General features: G+C 52.7%; 14 protein-coding genes. 8 read left to right on the forward strand and 6 right to left on the reverse strand.

Translation table 11 applies throughout. The annotated features are described in order from the left end of the window. Positions 1-92 precede the first annotated feature (92 nt). Complete coding sequence (locus ACI1P2_RS29835; RefSeq protein ID WP_355327043.1) at positions 93-1,043, reverse strand: sugar kinase; 951 nt, start codon at positions 1,041-1,043, stop codon at positions 93-95. 305 nt (positions 1,044-1,348) lie between these two features. On the opposite strand from ACI1P2_RS29835, the gene kduI reads away from it, so the two are divergent. From kduI to ACI1P2_RS29875, 8 genes are all read left to right on the forward strand, one after another. Further along, positions 1,349-2,179, forward strand: a complete 831-nt coding sequence (gene kduI, locus ACI1P2_RS29840) for a 5-dehydro-4-deoxy-D-glucuronate isomerase (protein WP_355327046.1) — start codon at positions 1,349-1,351, stop codon at positions 2,177-2,179. 22 nt (positions 2,180-2,201) lie between these two features. Further along, positions 2,202-2,849 carry a bifunctional 2-keto-4-hydroxyglutarate aldolase/2-keto-3-deoxy-6-phosphogluconate aldolase gene (locus ACI1P2_RS29845; protein WP_355327049.1) on the forward strand — a complete coding sequence of 216 codons (648 nt, stop codon included), beginning with the start codon at positions 2,202-2,204 and terminating at the stop codon, positions 2,847-2,849. A 116-nt stretch (positions 2,850-2,965) separates the two neighbouring features. Further along, a complete protein-coding gene (kduD, locus tag ACI1P2_RS29850; protein WP_355327052.1) occupies positions 2,966-3,742 on the forward strand; it encodes a 2-dehydro-3-deoxy-D-gluconate 5-dehydrogenase KduD in 777 nt (258 codons plus the stop codon). Between the two features lie 199 nt (positions 3,743-3,941). Then, entirely contained in the window at positions 3,942-5,093 is a 1,152-nt protein-coding gene (locus tag ACI1P2_RS29855) for a winged helix-turn-helix domain-containing protein (RefSeq protein WP_355327055.1), read from the forward strand. A gap of 66 nt (positions 5,094-5,159) precedes the next feature. Further along, positions 5,160-6,446 (forward strand): MFS transporter, encoded by a 1,287-nt coding sequence (locus tag ACI1P2_RS29860; protein ID WP_355327058.1) that lies wholly within the window; start codon positions 5,160-5,162, stop codon positions 6,444-6,446. A gap of 46 nt (positions 6,447-6,492) precedes the next feature. Further along, positions 6,493-8,004 carry a spore germination protein gene (locus ACI1P2_RS29865; protein WP_355327061.1) on the forward strand — a complete coding sequence of 504 codons (1,512 nt, stop codon included), beginning with the start codon at positions 6,493-6,495 and terminating at the stop codon, positions 8,002-8,004. Beyond that, positions 8,001-9,215 carry a Ger(x)C family spore germination protein gene (locus ACI1P2_RS29870; protein ID WP_355327064.1) on the forward strand — a complete coding sequence of 405 codons (1,215 nt, stop codon included), beginning with the start codon at positions 8,001-8,003 and terminating at the stop codon, positions 9,213-9,215. The genes ACI1P2_RS29865 and ACI1P2_RS29870 overlap by 4 nt, the downstream gene beginning before the upstream one ends. Beyond that, positions 9,215-10,315 (forward strand): GerAB/ArcD/ProY family transporter, encoded by a 1,101-nt coding sequence (locus tag ACI1P2_RS29875; protein WP_355327067.1) that lies wholly within the window; start codon positions 9,215-9,217, stop codon positions 10,313-10,315. Before ACI1P2_RS29870 ends, ACI1P2_RS29875 begins: the two co-directional genes overlap by 1 nt. Before the next feature lie 86 nt (positions 10,316-10,401). Here the strand turns inward: ACI1P2_RS29875 and ACI1P2_RS29880 are convergent, their stop codons facing one another. The 5 genes from ACI1P2_RS29880 to ACI1P2_RS29900 form a co-directional block, all read right to left on the reverse strand. Next, complete coding sequence (locus tag ACI1P2_RS29880; RefSeq protein WP_355327070.1) at positions 10,402-11,283, reverse strand: NmrA family NAD(P)-binding protein; 882 nt, start codon at positions 11,281-11,283, stop codon at positions 10,402-10,404. Positions 11,284-11,304: 21 nt separating this feature from the next. Further along, positions 11,305-11,721 (reverse strand): nuclear transport factor 2 family protein, encoded by a 417-nt coding sequence (locus tag ACI1P2_RS29885; protein WP_408976381.1) that lies wholly within the window; start codon positions 11,719-11,721, stop codon positions 11,305-11,307. A 113-nt stretch (positions 11,722-11,834) separates the two neighbouring features. After that, entirely contained in the window at positions 11,835-12,662 is an 828-nt protein-coding gene (locus tag ACI1P2_RS29890; protein ID WP_355327076.1) for a carbohydrate ABC transporter permease, read from the reverse strand. Between the two features lie 22 nt (positions 12,663-12,684). Beyond that, positions 12,685-13,560 (reverse strand): carbohydrate ABC transporter permease, encoded by an 876-nt coding sequence (locus tag ACI1P2_RS29895; protein ID WP_355327079.1) that lies wholly within the window; start codon positions 13,558-13,560, stop codon positions 12,685-12,687. 47 nt (positions 13,561-13,607) lie between these two features. Next, positions 13,608-14,876 carry an ABC transporter substrate-binding protein gene (locus tag ACI1P2_RS29900; protein ID WP_355327082.1) on the reverse strand — a complete coding sequence of 423 codons (1,269 nt, stop codon included), beginning with the start codon at positions 14,874-14,876 and terminating at the stop codon, positions 13,608-13,610. Between the last annotated feature and the right edge of the window lie 770 nt (positions 14,877-15,646).

The raw sequence follows: 15,646 nt of genomic DNA on the forward strand, positions 1-15,646 counted from the left end.
TGGTTTCTTTTTGTTTGACGAAATGTAAGAGAGGGTCGTCCCTTAGTCATCTATGATGACTTTTGGGACACCCTCTTCATTTGACGCCGTAATCAAGCACCCTGCTCCATAAAAGCCGTCAGTTGCTCGCGCGTCGGCAAGCCGTCCGAATCGCCCGGCGACATGACGGCCAGCGCCCCGATCGCATTCCCGCGCCGTACGGCCTCTGCGAGGCTTAATCCGTCCAGCAGTCCGCTGATGACCCCGACGGCAAAGCCGTCACCGGCACCGACGGTGTCTACTACCTGCTGCACCTTAAAGCCCTTCACCATGCCTTCCTCATCCGCTGTTTTATAATAAGCGCCCTCTGCCCCCATTTTGATCACAACAACCTTGACGCCACGTTCCATATAAAAAGCCGCGATATCTTCAGGTTTAGTAAACCCGGTTAGTATTTTGCCCTCCCCGATGCCAGGCAGGAACCAATCACAGTAGGCGGACAGCTCATTGATCGTATTGGCCATCGTCTGTGTATCAGGCCACAGCTTGGGCCGAAGGTTCGGATCGAAAGAGATCGTTTTGCCCTTATCCCTCATGAACTTCATGGCATGCAGGGCAAACTCGCGGCAGGATGCGGACAGCGCAGGCGAAATGCCGGTTAGATGCAGATGCCGCGCGGAGGCGAAATAGCCTTCGTCAAAATGCTCCAGACCAAGCTGCGAAGCGGCGGAATTTTTGCGGAAATACTCTACCTCCGGGTCCCCCTCTTCCACCTTGGATTTAACCAGCATCCCGGTAGGAGCTTCATTGGTGAAGTAAACCGATTTGGTATCGATGTTCTCCTTCTGCAATGCTTGCTCTATAAACCTGCCGAACGTATCCTGGCCGAGCCGGGTTACAAGGCCTGCGCTCAACCCCAGGCGGGACAGGCCGGTGGCCACGTTGGTTTCCGCGCCCGCAAGCGCCTTCGAGAACGAAGTTACTTCATGCAAAGGACCCGTTTCATTCGCATAAAACATTGCCATCGGCTCGCCAAAGGTTACGACATCCAGCTGTTTAGTCATATCTAAAAAGCCTCCTCATTCCATATCTATCATGATAAAAATATGCACAGGTGTACTGATTAAATTGAACGTAACACATAAACCGGTTTTTAACAATAATGAAATGTATGGCTGCTGGAAATCATGAATATCCTTCCTGCACTTATTCTATTTTTTGTCACGAAACCGCTTCAAAAAATAATTTTTACGTTAAAACATGCATTATTGCATTGACAGGACCTATAATACTATTTAGTATTTTGCGGTGTAAGGGGTATTGATTAGTAAATGTAAAATAAAATTTTACCTAAATGGAGGGTTTGGTTATGGATAAGCGTTATGCCATCCATCCGGAGCATGCCAAGACATTTACGACAGAGCAGCTGCGCAGCCAGTTTTTGGTTCAGGATCTGTTTGTTCCAGATGAAGTAAAGCTGTGTTATACCCTGGAGGACCGCATGATGATCGGGGGAATTTATCCGGTCAACGGTCCGGTTGAATTGAAGGGGTATGATGAAATCAAGGCTGACTATTTCCTGCAGCGCCGTGAAATGGGCATCTTCAATGTCGGCGGCAGTGGGTTAGTCCGCGTGGACGGAGAGGTCTATAAGCTGCAGCCGAAGGACTGTCTGTATGTCGGACTTGGCAGCAAGGAGCTTGTTTTTGAAAGTGATGCCAAGGACCAGCCCGCCAAATTTTATATTGCATCAGCCCCTGCCCACAAAACCTATCCTACGCAAAAGCAGGAGTTTGCGACCGTCCCGGCCGAGGAGCTCGGCTCTTCGGAAACAGCCAACAGCCGTGTGCTGCGCAGATACATCCATGAGGACGGTATTCAAAGCTGCCAGCTCGTCATGGGTATGACCTCCCTGAACACGGGAAGCGTATGGAATTCGATGCCTACTCATACGCATGACCGCCGGATGGAAGTCTATTTCTACTTTGAGCTGGATGAGAACGCAAGAATGTTCCACATGATGGGTGAGCCGACGGAGACACGCCATATCGTGATGAAGAACGAAGAGGCCGTCATATCCCCGCCCTGGTCCATTCACTGTGGAGCGGCCACAAGCAATTATACGTTTATCTGGGCTATGGCCGGCGAGAACTATACTTACAAGGATATGGATGCGGTAGCCATGGATGAACTCCGCTAACCCCTGAAAGGAGAAAGCTTATATGATCAAAATGAAGGTGCTGCAAAACATCAAGTCACTGGGAGTCGTAGCGGTCATCCGTGCCGATGATCCTGAATCGGCCTTTAAAATGTCGGAAGCGTGTATCGAAGGAGGCCTCACCAATATCGAGCTTACCTTTACTACACCGGAAGCGGATCAGGTCATCAAGAAGCTGAAGGCGGCGTATTCGGATAAAGCAGTAATCGGTGCCGGTACCGTGCTCGATGCGCATACAGCGCGTATATCCATCATGGCCGGGGCCGAGTTTGTGGTGAGTCCCGCATTTGACGAAGAGACGGCGAAAATGTGCAATCTGTACAGCATTCCTTATATGCCCGGCTGCATGACGATCACGGAAATGAAGGAAGCGCTGAAGCTCGGTGTGGATGTCCTGAAGCTGTTCCCGGGCAGCGCGCTCGGTCCTGATTTTGTCAAGGCTGTCAAAGGGCCGCTGCCTCATGTACAGATCATGCCGACAGGCGGCGTGGATTTGGACAACATCGAAAAATGGCTGCGTAACGGCTGTATTGCCGTGGGAATCGGAGGCAACCTGACCGCTCCAGCCCGCGACAACCGTTATGATCTGATCACGGAAACCGCTGCCCAGTATGTGGCCAAGGCGGCGCAGGTGATCGGAGCACAGAAATAACTGAGGAACGGAAGAAACGGATTCAATATTTTGCCTGTACCGGCGCCATCTCTGGTCGGATGCAGGCAAAATGTTAATCAATTATTTTAATTTAAAGATAAATGGAGGGCTTATTTATGGGATTGGATGTTTTTTCGCTGGATTTTTTCAGCTTGAAGGGGAAAACGGCCATCGTCACCGGAGGCAATACCGGCCTTGGACAAGGCTATGCGGTAGCGCTCGCCAAGGCGGGGGCTGACCTGTTCGTCGTTACGTATGACCAGGACTGGGAGGAAACCCGTGCATTAATCGAAAAGGAAGGCTCCAAGGCCGTATTCCACCAGGCTGATCTGACCGATAAGGAGGCCCGCACAGGTGCAGTCAAAGCCTGTATGGATGCGTACGGCAAAATCGACATTCTTGTTAACAACGCGGGGACAATCCGCAGGGCACCTTTGCTCGAATATAAAGAGGAAGACTGGGATGCCGTCATGGAAATCAATTTGAACTCGGTATACTTCCTAAGCCAGGAAGTCGCCAAAATCATGGTGGAGCAAAAGAGCGGCAAGATCGTCAACGTGGCCTCCATGCTCGCCTTTCAGGGCGGAAAGTTCGTGCCGCCATACACAGCCAGCAAGCATGCTGTTGCCGGGATAACGAAAGCGTTCGCCAATGAGCTGGCTGTCCACAATGTGCAAATCAACGCCATCGCGCCCGGCTATATCGAGACAGCCAACACGGCGCCGATCCGCGCGAATGAAGCGCGCAATCAGGAGATTCTCTCCCGTATTCCTGCAGGACGCTGGGGTCAGCCTTTCGACCTGATGGGGGTTATGGTGTTCCTGTGCAGCCGCGCTTCTGACTATATGAACGGTCATGTCCTAGCGGTCGATGGTGGCTGGCTCGTCAGATAACAACGAATTTAAAATATAATAAATTTAAATGTCTAAGCATCCGCCGTTACATAGCGGCTGAACCAAGGTAGACGGCAGAGACTGAATCAGGCACACGGCATAAGCTGTATGCCTGTTTTTATACCTTTTCATCTCTCATGACCATAAGGAGTGGAATATGATATGCTCTGCTTATGCGGGATAGAGCGGAGGAACGGGAATGAGCGGGTTAAAATTTGAAGAGGATGGCTTCAAAGTAACATACGGTGTGGAAAGTGAAACGCTGCTGGCCAAGGAATTCGCGCTGCTGCGTTTTTTGTATGATCACCGCAATCAGGTGTTCACCAGGGAGCAGCTGTTGGATCATGTATGGCCCTTGGAGTATCCCGTGGAGCGGACGGTGGACGATCATGTGTACAGGCTGCGCAAGAAGCTGCGCCGCTGGAGCGGGTTATCCATCCACACAGTCCGAGGGCTGGGCTACAAGCTGGTTCTGGAACAGTTGGAGAAGAGGCTGCAGCCTTCCTTGAACGATCCGCAAATGCATGAGGCGGTACATACACTGCTGCGAAGATACCATCTGTTGGGGCAGGGGACCTCGCTCCTGGCGCTGGCTGCACAGGAGGAACAGCTCGGCTTTGAGCTGAATTCCTGGTATCGGATATATGCCCGGTTCGTGCAGGCGGATATTGCGTGGTTTCTGGAGGAGGAAGATATTCCTGCTGCGGAGATTCTGTTCTGGTGCCTGCTCCTTTATTGGGCAACAGGACCGGTCACGGCTTATACAGTGCAGCAGTGTGAGCGGGCGCTCGCGACAGGCGCTCTTCCTCCACCGCATGCCAGGGAGCTGCGCCTCCTGAGTATTTTGGAAGCGCATATTGAGAACGGAGAGCCGGAGCGGGCAGCCAGGCTGCTGCCTGAAACGCATGAAATTGTAGAACGAGAAGGATTGGACGGGTTTGTGCTTCCTGTCGCTATAATGGAAGCCTATTTGTATTTGTCCGCCGGGCAGATCAACAAAATCCACGAACAATTCGAGCAGGTTGAAGCGATGCTGGAAGAGATGCCCTACCTGCGAGAGCGGGGGCGTTATACGATTTTCAAAGGGCTATGGCAGCTTCGTGAAGGCAATGCCGAAGAGGCGGAAAAGCTGATGGATGAGGGCATTGATATTTTGCACACAGCGGGGCAGGAGCTCATGAAGATCAAAGCGGTATGCCAAATCATCAGGTATTTGGAGATGCACTGCCCACACGAACGGCTCGAACATAAATATAAACGGATCTATGAGCGGCTGGACCGGGAAAACCGGCTTTCCGTCCTGCGCCCTAAGCTGGCGTCCTGGCTGGAGCATGCTCTGGATACCGTCTGATATTCCTCTGACAATCTTCCGTTAGCATCATCTCTATCAGAAGGATACAGGAGATGAGCAATATTTATGAAAACGGAAGTAAAGGTAAAACAGAAGTCCCGTATCTGGAAAGAAGGGGTTTGGAGCAGCCGCCCTTTTCGCCTTATGTTTGCCGCTCACGCGGCCGCTTCGTTTGGCGACTGGTTTGATGCGATTGCCATTCAGGTACTGGTTGCATACAGGTGGGGAGCCGATCCGCTGCTGGTCGCCCTGATCCCGGTTGTGATGGCGCTGCCGGGGCTCGTGTTCGGATCATTCGCCGGGGCGCTCGCCGACCGTGTCCGTCAGGCGCGCTTGATGATGGTCTGTGATCTGGCCGCTGCGCTGCTGACCCTATTGATTTTGTTCGTGCCCAACATTGCATGGCTGCTGCCTCTGCTTGCTGTACGGGCCGCAGCAGGTATTTTTCAGCTGCCTGCCCAGCAGGGCTTGACTCGCAGAGTGGTGGCGGAGGAGGAGCTTTTACAGGCTTCGGCCTGGAACGGCCTGGTGAACCAGAGCGCGAAGGTGGCGGGACCGCTGCTGGGGGCGGCGACGCTCGCGCTTGTGTCCCCGCAGGCCTGCATCGTGATCAATGCCCTTATGCGTCTGTCTTCCTGTGCGCTGCTCTTGCCCTTGCGCCGGATCGGCGGAGCCGCGGGTATGGGCGATGGCAGGCAGGAGGCGGTGAGGAAGCATTTTCTGGCTGAATGGCGCGAAGGATGGATGTTCCTGCTGGGCAGCCGGCTGCTGCTCGCCACGCTGCTGTTTGTTTTCATCGGTATGACTGCTATTCTGATGATCGATTACCAGTTTTCTGTACTATTGCGCTTTCTCGCGCCAGGGGATGAATCGCTGACAGGCTGGCTGATTGCCGCCATTGGCGCCGGTGGCGCAGGCAGCATGCTTGGGATGAAACGTCTCGCACACGTGTCCCCCGGCTGGGGCCTTGGGGGCGGGGCACTGCTGATCGGGAGCGGCATTGCCGCGCTGGGCTTGATGAAACCAGGCGTCGGGCTGCCACTTTTATTGTCTGTCGGGGTGATGATCGGGATCGGGAATGGGATGAGCATGATTACGCAGACGTATACCCTGCAGACAGGTACGCCCGCAGCGATGGTGGGGCGGGTGTTCGGCATCCAGAACACGGTGATGGGAGTCATTATGGTCACTGCACCGCTGATCGGCGGTCTGTGGATACGGGAAGCCGGGGTCGGCACGGCCTTTTTCTGGATAGGCTTAACGGTGGCCCTGCTGGGACTGGCCGCTTTTTTTCTCCGTTCACGACTTTGGGGAAGGGCGGGTAAGGTAGAGGCACAGAGAAAATGTGCATAATTTCCCGCTCTTGGGACAGTATATCTAGTCCAAAGGAGGGACATCCATGTTCTGGGACCCATGGTTCGGCAAGCGGGGCAAGCAGGGAGAAATAAAGTACAAGATCCAGCCTTTGTCTGATCCTGAAATCGCAACCGTGCTGAAAAAAGGGCTGTCGGACAATATCGAAACGCTGCAGCAGAGCTTCGAGCGCTGTTCGGATATTATTTATCGCCAGATCAGTATTCATGGACAAAATCGGATTTGTCTTGTTTATATCGAAGGCATGAGTGACATGCATATGCTGAATCAGATGCTGCTGGAGCCCCTTTTGACGGAAGGCCTGCATGATGATGCCCCGGAGGAGGGCATTCTGCCCGCTATTCTGGAAAAGCGTCTGATTGCCGCTTCGCAGATCAAAAGGGTTTCGGATTATCAGTCCTTGGAGGACGGTATACTGGGCGGTGAGATCGGGGTTCTGTTTGAAGGGGAACAGCAAGCCTTACTCGTGAATTTTATCAAAATGGAGCAAAGGGGGATTGAGGAGCCCACTTCAGAAAGGGTGGTGCGCGGCCCGCGGGACTCCTTCACGGAAATGCTGAGCACGAACACGACGCTGCTGCGCAGGCGAATCCGCAGCAGCCGCCTGAAAATGGAATCCCTGGTCCTTGGGAAGCTGACCGGTACGCGATTGATCATCGCTTATATCGAAGGATCGGCTGACGCCGGTTTGGTGCAGGAGGTTCGGCGGCGACTTCAGAAGATTCATACAGAAGGCATTGATGGTTCAGCGAAAATCGAGGAACAGCTCGAAGACGATCCTTATTCTCCGTTCCCTCAGGTTCAGAATACGGAACGTCCGGACGTGGCGGCTTCCAGTCTGCTGGAAGGGAAAGTGGCCATTATGATGGACCAGTCTCCGTTTGTCCTGATTGTGCCGATGTCCTATTGGGCGGGTCTGCAATCGGCAGAGGATTATCATGAACGGTTCTTTTATATGACCTTTGTGCGCTGGATTCGCTATGCTTTTGTGCATATGTCTCTGCTGCTTCCTTCCCTTTATGTGGCATTAACGACTTTTCATCCACAGGTGGTCCCCACCTCTCTGCTAGTCAGCATTCTGTCGTCCCGGGAGGGTGTGCCCTTTCCCGCGTTCATTGAGGCATTATTCATGGAGCTTGTCTTTGAGGGACTACGGGAGGCGGGCATTCGCCTGCCGCAGCAGGTCGGACCGACGGTCAGCATTGTCGGTGCGCTGGTGATCGGACAGGCCGCGGTGGAAGCGGGCATTATATCGGCGCCTATGGTCATCATTGTGGCTGCCACGGGCATCGCCTCCTTCGTGTTTCCCCGGTATGATATGGGCACAGCGTACAGAATGCTGAAGTTTCCCCTGCTCATTGTTGCAGGCTTCATCGGTTTTTATGGGATTGTGCTGTTTTTGATTGCGCTAAGCGTGCACATGGTCACTTTAAAGCCGTTCGGCGTTCCTTATATGGCTCCGGTGGCACCGGCCATCAAGTCACGGTTTAAAGACGTGTGGATCCGTGCCCGTTATAAAGGCGGGGAGAGCCAGTGAGGAAATCGCTAGCCAGGCTCGCGTTGGTTGCAGTGCTTCTGATCTGTTGTGTGGTAACGACAGGCTGTTGGGACCGGATGGAGCTGAATGACCGTGCCATTATACTGGGATGGGGGATGGACCTCACCAAGGATGGCAAATATCTGGCTACAGCCAACGTTGTCATCCCCGGCGGTGACAAAGCCGGCGGCACATCCGGGGGGCAGAACAGCTTTCTGATCGAAAGCGCCTACGGAAATTCGATTCTGGATGCCTCGCAGAACATTCAGAAAAAGCTGTCGCGTGTCCTCTTTCCGGGTCACCGGCGCAATATTTTTATAGGTGAGGAACTGGCCAGGCACGGTCTATCAGAGGTGCTGGATGAGTATACCCGCAATCCGATGTCGCGGTTGCGTGCCAATATTTTTATAGTCAAGGGAGACTCCGCCCAAAGAGCAATGAGCTTGACCTATAAGCTGGAGCGGAATCCGGCGGTGGCCATACAGAAGGTTCAGGAAAAATTGGGTGTGCCGGAAGCAAGGTCCTTGTTAGACTTTTTCACCATGCTGAATGGAGAAGGCATGCCGGTCATGCCCTCTGTCAGAATCGTCCAGCCTATCATGCCGCCAAACGGCAATCCAAAGAAGCCCAATTCCCCCAGAGAGGTTCTGCAGCTGGAGGGATCGGCGATATTCGGCAGGGATTTGAAGCTCCGGGGATATCTGAGCTATCAGGAATACTGGGTGAGGTTGTGGACGATCCAGGGGTTGAGCGGCAGGTTTTTTTTCGTCCCGATGGAAAATCACCAAAACGTCGTTGTTCGGGCAGAACGATTAAAAAGTCAAATTACGCCGGATCTCCGCTCAGATCCCATTCGCTTTCATATCAAGCTGAAGGCCCAAGCGGCCGTTTATGAGAATAACACCAGTCTTGATGTGGGGAAGCCGGAAAACGCCAGAAAAGTGGAGCAGGCATTTAATCGCCAGGTTCAGGAGCAGGTAGAAAAGGTTATTGAAGAGACGCAAAAAAAGATGAAGGCTGATATATTTGGCCTAGGCCGTTCCATTCATCATCAACACCCTTACCAGTGGAAGAAAATCAAGCCTGTATGGGATGAGGAGTTTAAGCGCGTTCAGGTTACCGTGCAGGTTGATATGTCCATTATTTCAACCGGCGTGGCAGGCCCTGCGCTGATCCCGAAGCCTGCTTTCGAAGATGGAGGGGAATCCTGATGCAAATCAGCAATCGACAGCTCTGGTGGATGGTGCTGATTCTCGAAATTGGCATGACTTTGCTGCTGTCAATCAGACCCGCGATCAGCGAGGCGAGGCAGGATGCCTGGATGTCCTTTCTTGTTGCCGGCCTATTCGGGCTGGTGGCAGCGTATATTGCTGCCCAGGCAAGCCTTTTATACCCCAAACAAACGTTAGTTGAATTCAGCATGACCATTTTGGGGAAATGGCCGGGCAAGCTGGTCGGGCTGATCTTCCTGCTTCAGTGGTACTGGGTCATCAGTGCGATGTTGCGTAATGTATACAACTTTATCAGCGTGAGCATGCTTCCCCGCACGCCATCCTACGTCATTTTGCTTGGTATGATTGGAGTGATCGTTTATGCTCTCCGAAAAGGGGGAATAGAGGCGATTGGTCGCTGCAGCGAGTTGTGGGGGCCGATACTGCTTGTTATCCTCGGCTTGACCTTTGTGCTGACGATGCATAATTTGGACATTCATTCCCTCGCTCCGGTGTACGCCGATTCGGGGCTGCTTGCGATCGCAGAGGGTGCTTTGACACCTGCCTCGCTGCTGGGCGAGGTGGTGATGATAATGATGCTGTTTCCTTTTATAGATCAGCCTGGTCCGGCTACGAGAAGAAATGTGCTGAATGGGGTGCTGGTTTCCGCAGTTATCTTGCTGCTGGGCTCGATGTGGGTGGTCATGACATTTGAGCCGGCAGTTGCTTCCGCGATTTATTTTCCTTTCTTTGATATGGTCAAGCTCGTATATCTGATGGAATTTATTCAACATGTGGATTTTTTGGTTGTGGCTGTCTGGTTATTCAGCGTGTTTATCAAACTGTCGATATATGTATTTATTGCCAGCTATGGCACCGCACAGTGGATCGGGAAGCAGAAAAACTGGCGCGGCATCGTATGGTTTGTGGCAGCCGCCGTTTTTACAATATGCATGAGCTTAATCAACCTGAGTCCTTCACCGGAAGTATTGCTGAGAAAGGTATGGGTTCAATATGTGCTGCCTGTGCACATGGTGGCTTTGCCTTTGCTGCTGTGGATCGTGGGGAGTGTGAAGAAAAAGAAGGGCCACACGGGATAAGGGCCATCTGTATGGTGATCCCCCATTCCGTGTGGCGGAAGCAGACCGGCCATGCGAATCTGCCAATTGTGTGGACATGGCCCGGTTTACAGCGAAGATGCCGGATGCTCGCCAGCTGGTGTCCAGACAGCCGTATGTTTGGCGACAAAGTCGGCCAATGACTTCGGCCGTCTTCCCGTAACCCGTTTCACCGTATCCGTCACCTGATCCTCCACGCCGCCCCGGCGAATTCCTTCATCGAGGCCTGCGAGGAAGGCTGCATAATCCGCGGGGATTCCCGCCTTGGTAAATCCGGTGCTCAGTTCATCTACGCTGATCGGCTTGTGCCGGACGCTAATACCGGCTGCGCCCCCAATAATCCGGGCGACATCCGCATAGCTGAGCGCTTCGGGACCTGTAATGACATGGGCCCGGTTATGCGGCTGCTCATCAATCAACGCGCGGACACCCACCTCAGCAATATCATCCGCATCGACAAAAGCTACCCGTCCATCCCCGGTCGCGGTAACCATGGTTCCATCGTTCCGAATGGTGGCGGCATGCGGTCCCTCCGTAAAATTTTGCATGAAGTAGGAGGGCTGCAGCACGGCCCATTCAGGCGCCAATTGCCGCAAAGCCTCGTGCGTGCTGCCAAATACGGGTCCCCCTTCGGGTACGGAGGCGCTGCTGAGCATCACGAACCTCTTTACCCCGGCTTGAATGGCTTTTTCCACAAAAGGAATCATAACCTCTTCCGGATGCATGTCCGAAATCGGGCCAATTAAATATATCGATTTCACGTTGTTATAGGTATTATCGTAAGTAGTATAGTCATTCCAATCGAAATGTACGTGCTCGGTGCCGTGTGCTCCCGGGCGGCGACCGGCGGTCCGAACCGTGTAACCGAGCTGGTTCAGTCTGGCGGCAATACGGCTGCCAGTCTTGCCTGTAGCGCCGAGCACCAATATTTTATCCTGCTGAGCAGTCATATTCGCGTGTGCTCCTTTGTTTTATTTTACAAGCGGATTGCTTTCGCCGACAGAGTCGAGCACAACAAGCGGGTTCCAGTAATCCTTGTAGCGTGCAATTTTGCCGTTTTTCAAATGAATGACGGATATATAGGTCTGGTTATAAGGCTTTCCGGTGGCGGGCACGGTCGCTTCACAGGTGAACTCGAACACAATCACGTTGGAATTTGCATCCTCATGAATCTCGGGTTCGCTGAACCGGCTGATCCGGATCAGCTCGGGGAATTTCTCCATATACTCCCGGATTGTTTCTTTTCCGTCCAAACTTTGGGGATAACCTGCAGGAGCGAAAGGGTATTCGAGCACGGCCTGATCGTCGAACAGTTCGGCAAAGCGGGCGACGTCATGGGTCAGGATAGACTCGGCGAACTCATGGAAAATTTTCTGTGCATTAGTCATCTTCATTCACCTCGGATAATTTTTTTGGTTTGGAAGCTTCCTGACACCATCGTAACCATTCCAGACCAAATAGTCAAGAAAAATATAGACTGTTTGGTCTGGAAAATGACCTCTTAATCTTTGACGGCACCTGCGGCAATGTCCGAAATGAATTGGCGGCTGATGAACAGGAACAGAATAATCAGGGGCAGCACGGCCAGCAGAGTCCCTGAAATGACCATGGCGTAATCCGTATTGTAAATTCCGTTCAACTGGGAAAGGGCGATTTGCAGTGTGAACTTGCGTTCGTCCGTCAGCACGATCAACGGCCATAAATAATCATTCCAGGCCCCGATGAATGTGAAGGCGCCGAGAAAAGCGAAAGCCGGACGGAGAATGGGCAGAGCGACGTTCCAGTACAGCCGGAAGAAGCCGCACCCGTCCATGCGGCCCGCGTCCAGCAGCTCGCTCGGGATAGACTCTTCCGCATACTGGCGAATCCAGAAGATGCCGAAAGCATTAACCATGCCGGGGATGATCAAGGCCTTGAACGTGCCGACCCAGCCGAAGGTGGCCATCATGACAAAGGAGGGGACCAGGGACAGCTGAGAGGGCACCATCATGGTGGCCAGCAGGACAATAAATAAAGCTTTTTTTCCCGGGAAATCAAATTTTGCGAAGGCAAATCCGGCCAGGGAATCAAAAAACAGCACCAGCAGGGTTACCGATCCGGCTACAAACAGTGTGTTGAAAAAAGCCCCCGCAAAGTCGATCTGTTGCATAACCCGTGAAATGTTGTCCCAGAACTGGCCCCCGAACCAAAGCTGTGGAGGGAAGCGGTAAATGTCCGAAGTGGTGCGTGTGGACATAACCATAAGCCAGTAAAAAGGGAACATGGAGATGATCATACCGGCCAGCAGTCCGGCATATAACAGAACGGTCCTTGTTTTTGCCTGCATCATGCCGCAGGACCTCCTTTTTGTGTCATTTTTTCCCCTGCACAAGCTTCCAGTTCAGAATGGAGAACAGCGCGATGATCAGGAACATGCCCCAGCCGACCGCCGCTCCGTAACCGAAGTAGTTGTTGACGAACGATTCCCTGTATAAATACAGCACAATCGTCATGCCACTGGCGCCTGCCCCACCGTCATTACCCACCAGCACCTGCGGTTCGGTGAACAGCTGCATTCCACCGATTGTAGACGTAATGACCGTGAACAGAATGACAGGGCGCAGCATGGGAATGGTAACGCGGAAAAAAGCTTGCACACCGGTGGCGCCGTCGATTTTAGCTGCTTCATACAGCACATGCGGAATGCTCTGCAAGCCCGCCAGGTAAATGATCGCGTTATAGCCGGTCCATCTCCAGATGACCATGGAGGATACGGCGATCTGAATTCCCCACGGGACATTCAGCCATTGAACCATCGGCAGCCCCAACTGCTGCATGATGAAGTTGAGAAAACCGAAATTATTGGCGAACAGGGCACCGAAAATGATGGCTACAGCGACAATGGAGGTGACATTGGGCAGAAAGAAGCCGACACGCCACAAGGTTCGCAGTTTTACGAAAGGGGCATGCAGCAGAAACGCAATGACCAGGGCGAAGAAGAGCATGGGAATGGTGGAGTACACCCAGATCAGCAGCGTATTGCCGACAGCCTGCCAGAATTCGTTATCAGTCACCATATAGCGAAAATTGCCCCAGCCGTTATAAGTCATTTCTCCAATGCCGTCCCACTTATGGAACGCCAGATAGAGGGAGAAGGCGACAGGAAAGAGGCCGAAAACCGCAAACACGATATAAAAAGGCGAAATAGCGGCATACAAGGCCCGGTGCTTCCATATTTCTCTCAGCATGTTGATCACCCTTTTCACAAAGATTTCGCTCTTCTGGTCCTGGCGCCCTAGCGCTGGAGCTCACGCTCAATGCGGTGCAGCGTCTCGGTCCACACTGTCTGCGGGTCGGCATTCTGTTTGGCGATATTAGCGAGGCGGCGGGTGACAATGCCGTGGATGACGGGATGGCGCTCGCCGAAGAAGACGGCTTTGACGTTGCGCGCCGATTCGGCGAACACGACACCAGTAGCCTGGTTCCCGAAGAAAGGCTCAGGTTTAGCCAATGCCGGGTCCTCGAACACACCCGGAGTGGACGGGAAAAGAGCGATGCTTTGATAGGCTCGCAGCTGATTTTCCGGATTTTGCAGCCAGGTCAGCACCTGGAAGGCTTCTTTGGGATGCTTGCTGGATTTGAGAATCGAGAGGAAGGAACCGCCCTGGTTGCCGTCGGCTCCCGGAGCACGCGCTACCCGCCATTTGCCCGCGGTGTCCGGGGCGGCTTCCATGAGCACCTGCTTCATCCAGACGGCACCGACAAAGGAGGCGATCTTGCCGTTGTTCATGGCGGCATTCCATTCCGGCGTCCAGCCGTCGGCGTTGGCCAGCAGCTTATGCTGGTGAAAGTTGACGGCCGTCTGCCAGCCGCGTTGCACGGCTTCCGATTGATCGCCGATAAAGGTGCCGTCAGGCTTGAAGTACAGCTCAGAGGCTTGTGCCAGCACTTGGTTGTAAACGTTTCCAATATTGTCGGTCAGAGATACTCCGCTTCCCAGCTTCTGCTGCAGCTGCTCACCAGCGGCCATATAATCGTCCCAGGTGCGGATGGAGGCGTTGACCTCTTCCGGGTCACCGGGCAGGCCGGCCTGCTCGAACAAGTCCTTGCGGTAAAACAGGGCCGTCGGTCCGGTATCCATCGGGAAAGCGATCATTTTGCCTTCAGGCGTGACGCCCTGCTGCCATTTCCACTCCAGATATTGATCCTTCACGTCGGCGGCACCGAGCTCATACAGGTCATAGAAGCGGTCCGCGCTTGTAAACAGCTCCGGCATCCAGTCGTTCAGCGCCACGATATCCGGCTCACCCGTACGGGCGGCAAGAGTGGTTTTCAGCTTGGCTTTGAAGTCTCCGCCGATCTTCTGCGCATTGATTTGGATGTTGGGAAACTGTTTTTCGGCCTCGGCAATCAGGTTATCATCGATAGAGCGGTTCCAATACCACAATGTAAGCGTTATCTTTTTTTCGTTTGACGAGGAATCGCCCGGTGAGTAAGACGGACTGCACGCGCTCAGCACACAGAGAATGAGAAACAGCAAAGCAAGACATAAGATTAATTTCATACAACATACCCCCTTGAAGTCTGAAAATCACCATTTTCCGGTGTGTTTGTCCAGGGTGCGGCGGTGAATGCGATGTATGCTGCTTATGTATGCTATTGTATGAGCTTTGTACCGGATGATGTGCGTTATTTGTGCGTAAAAATTCAAATATGGAGAGGCATAGCGATAAAAGGGCTTTTGAAACAGCGCCATCGTTGCATCAACTCTTCCGTGAGAAAAACGTCTATCGACGTACATTCACAGAAGATAAAGCGCGCTTAGCGGAAGTTTTTCTTGCGATTTCAGGAGGATTATGTCAGGAAATTTATACTTTCTGAATTTTAAGACAACTTGTAGCCCGGATACTTTAAGATTTCTACGAAAGCTCAAGTTTTCGAGCCGACCATGCGTCCGCCAGAAATCTAACGGGTGTAGCAGCTGCTATTTTACGAAAATAAGATCTTTTCAAATTCTAACGGCCGTGATCGGCATTATTTGTCATAATTCAGGCGAAAATGCCCCGGTCAGGTGAAATAAGCGACATGGCAACCGCTAGAATTTGAAATCAACGTTTTTGGAACCAATAGCGGCTGTGGCAACCGTCCCTCGTATTTAAGGTGTTTTCTCACGAATGCTCACTCATTCGCAGGATTTTACTGCCTTGAAAAGCGAAGAGATGGGGGAAGACCCGGACAAAAAGCCGTTGTTTCTTGCAAAAGGGTGTACAGGAATAGAAGTCGTGCATCTGCGCACCTCTCCCATAAAATGGTTTTCTGCATCCTCCACTCGGC

The organism is Paenibacillus jiangxiensis, assembly GCF_046098255.1.
Classification (GTDB): domain Bacteria; phylum Bacillota; class Bacilli; order Paenibacillales; family Paenibacillaceae; genus Paenibacillus; species Paenibacillus jiagnxiensis.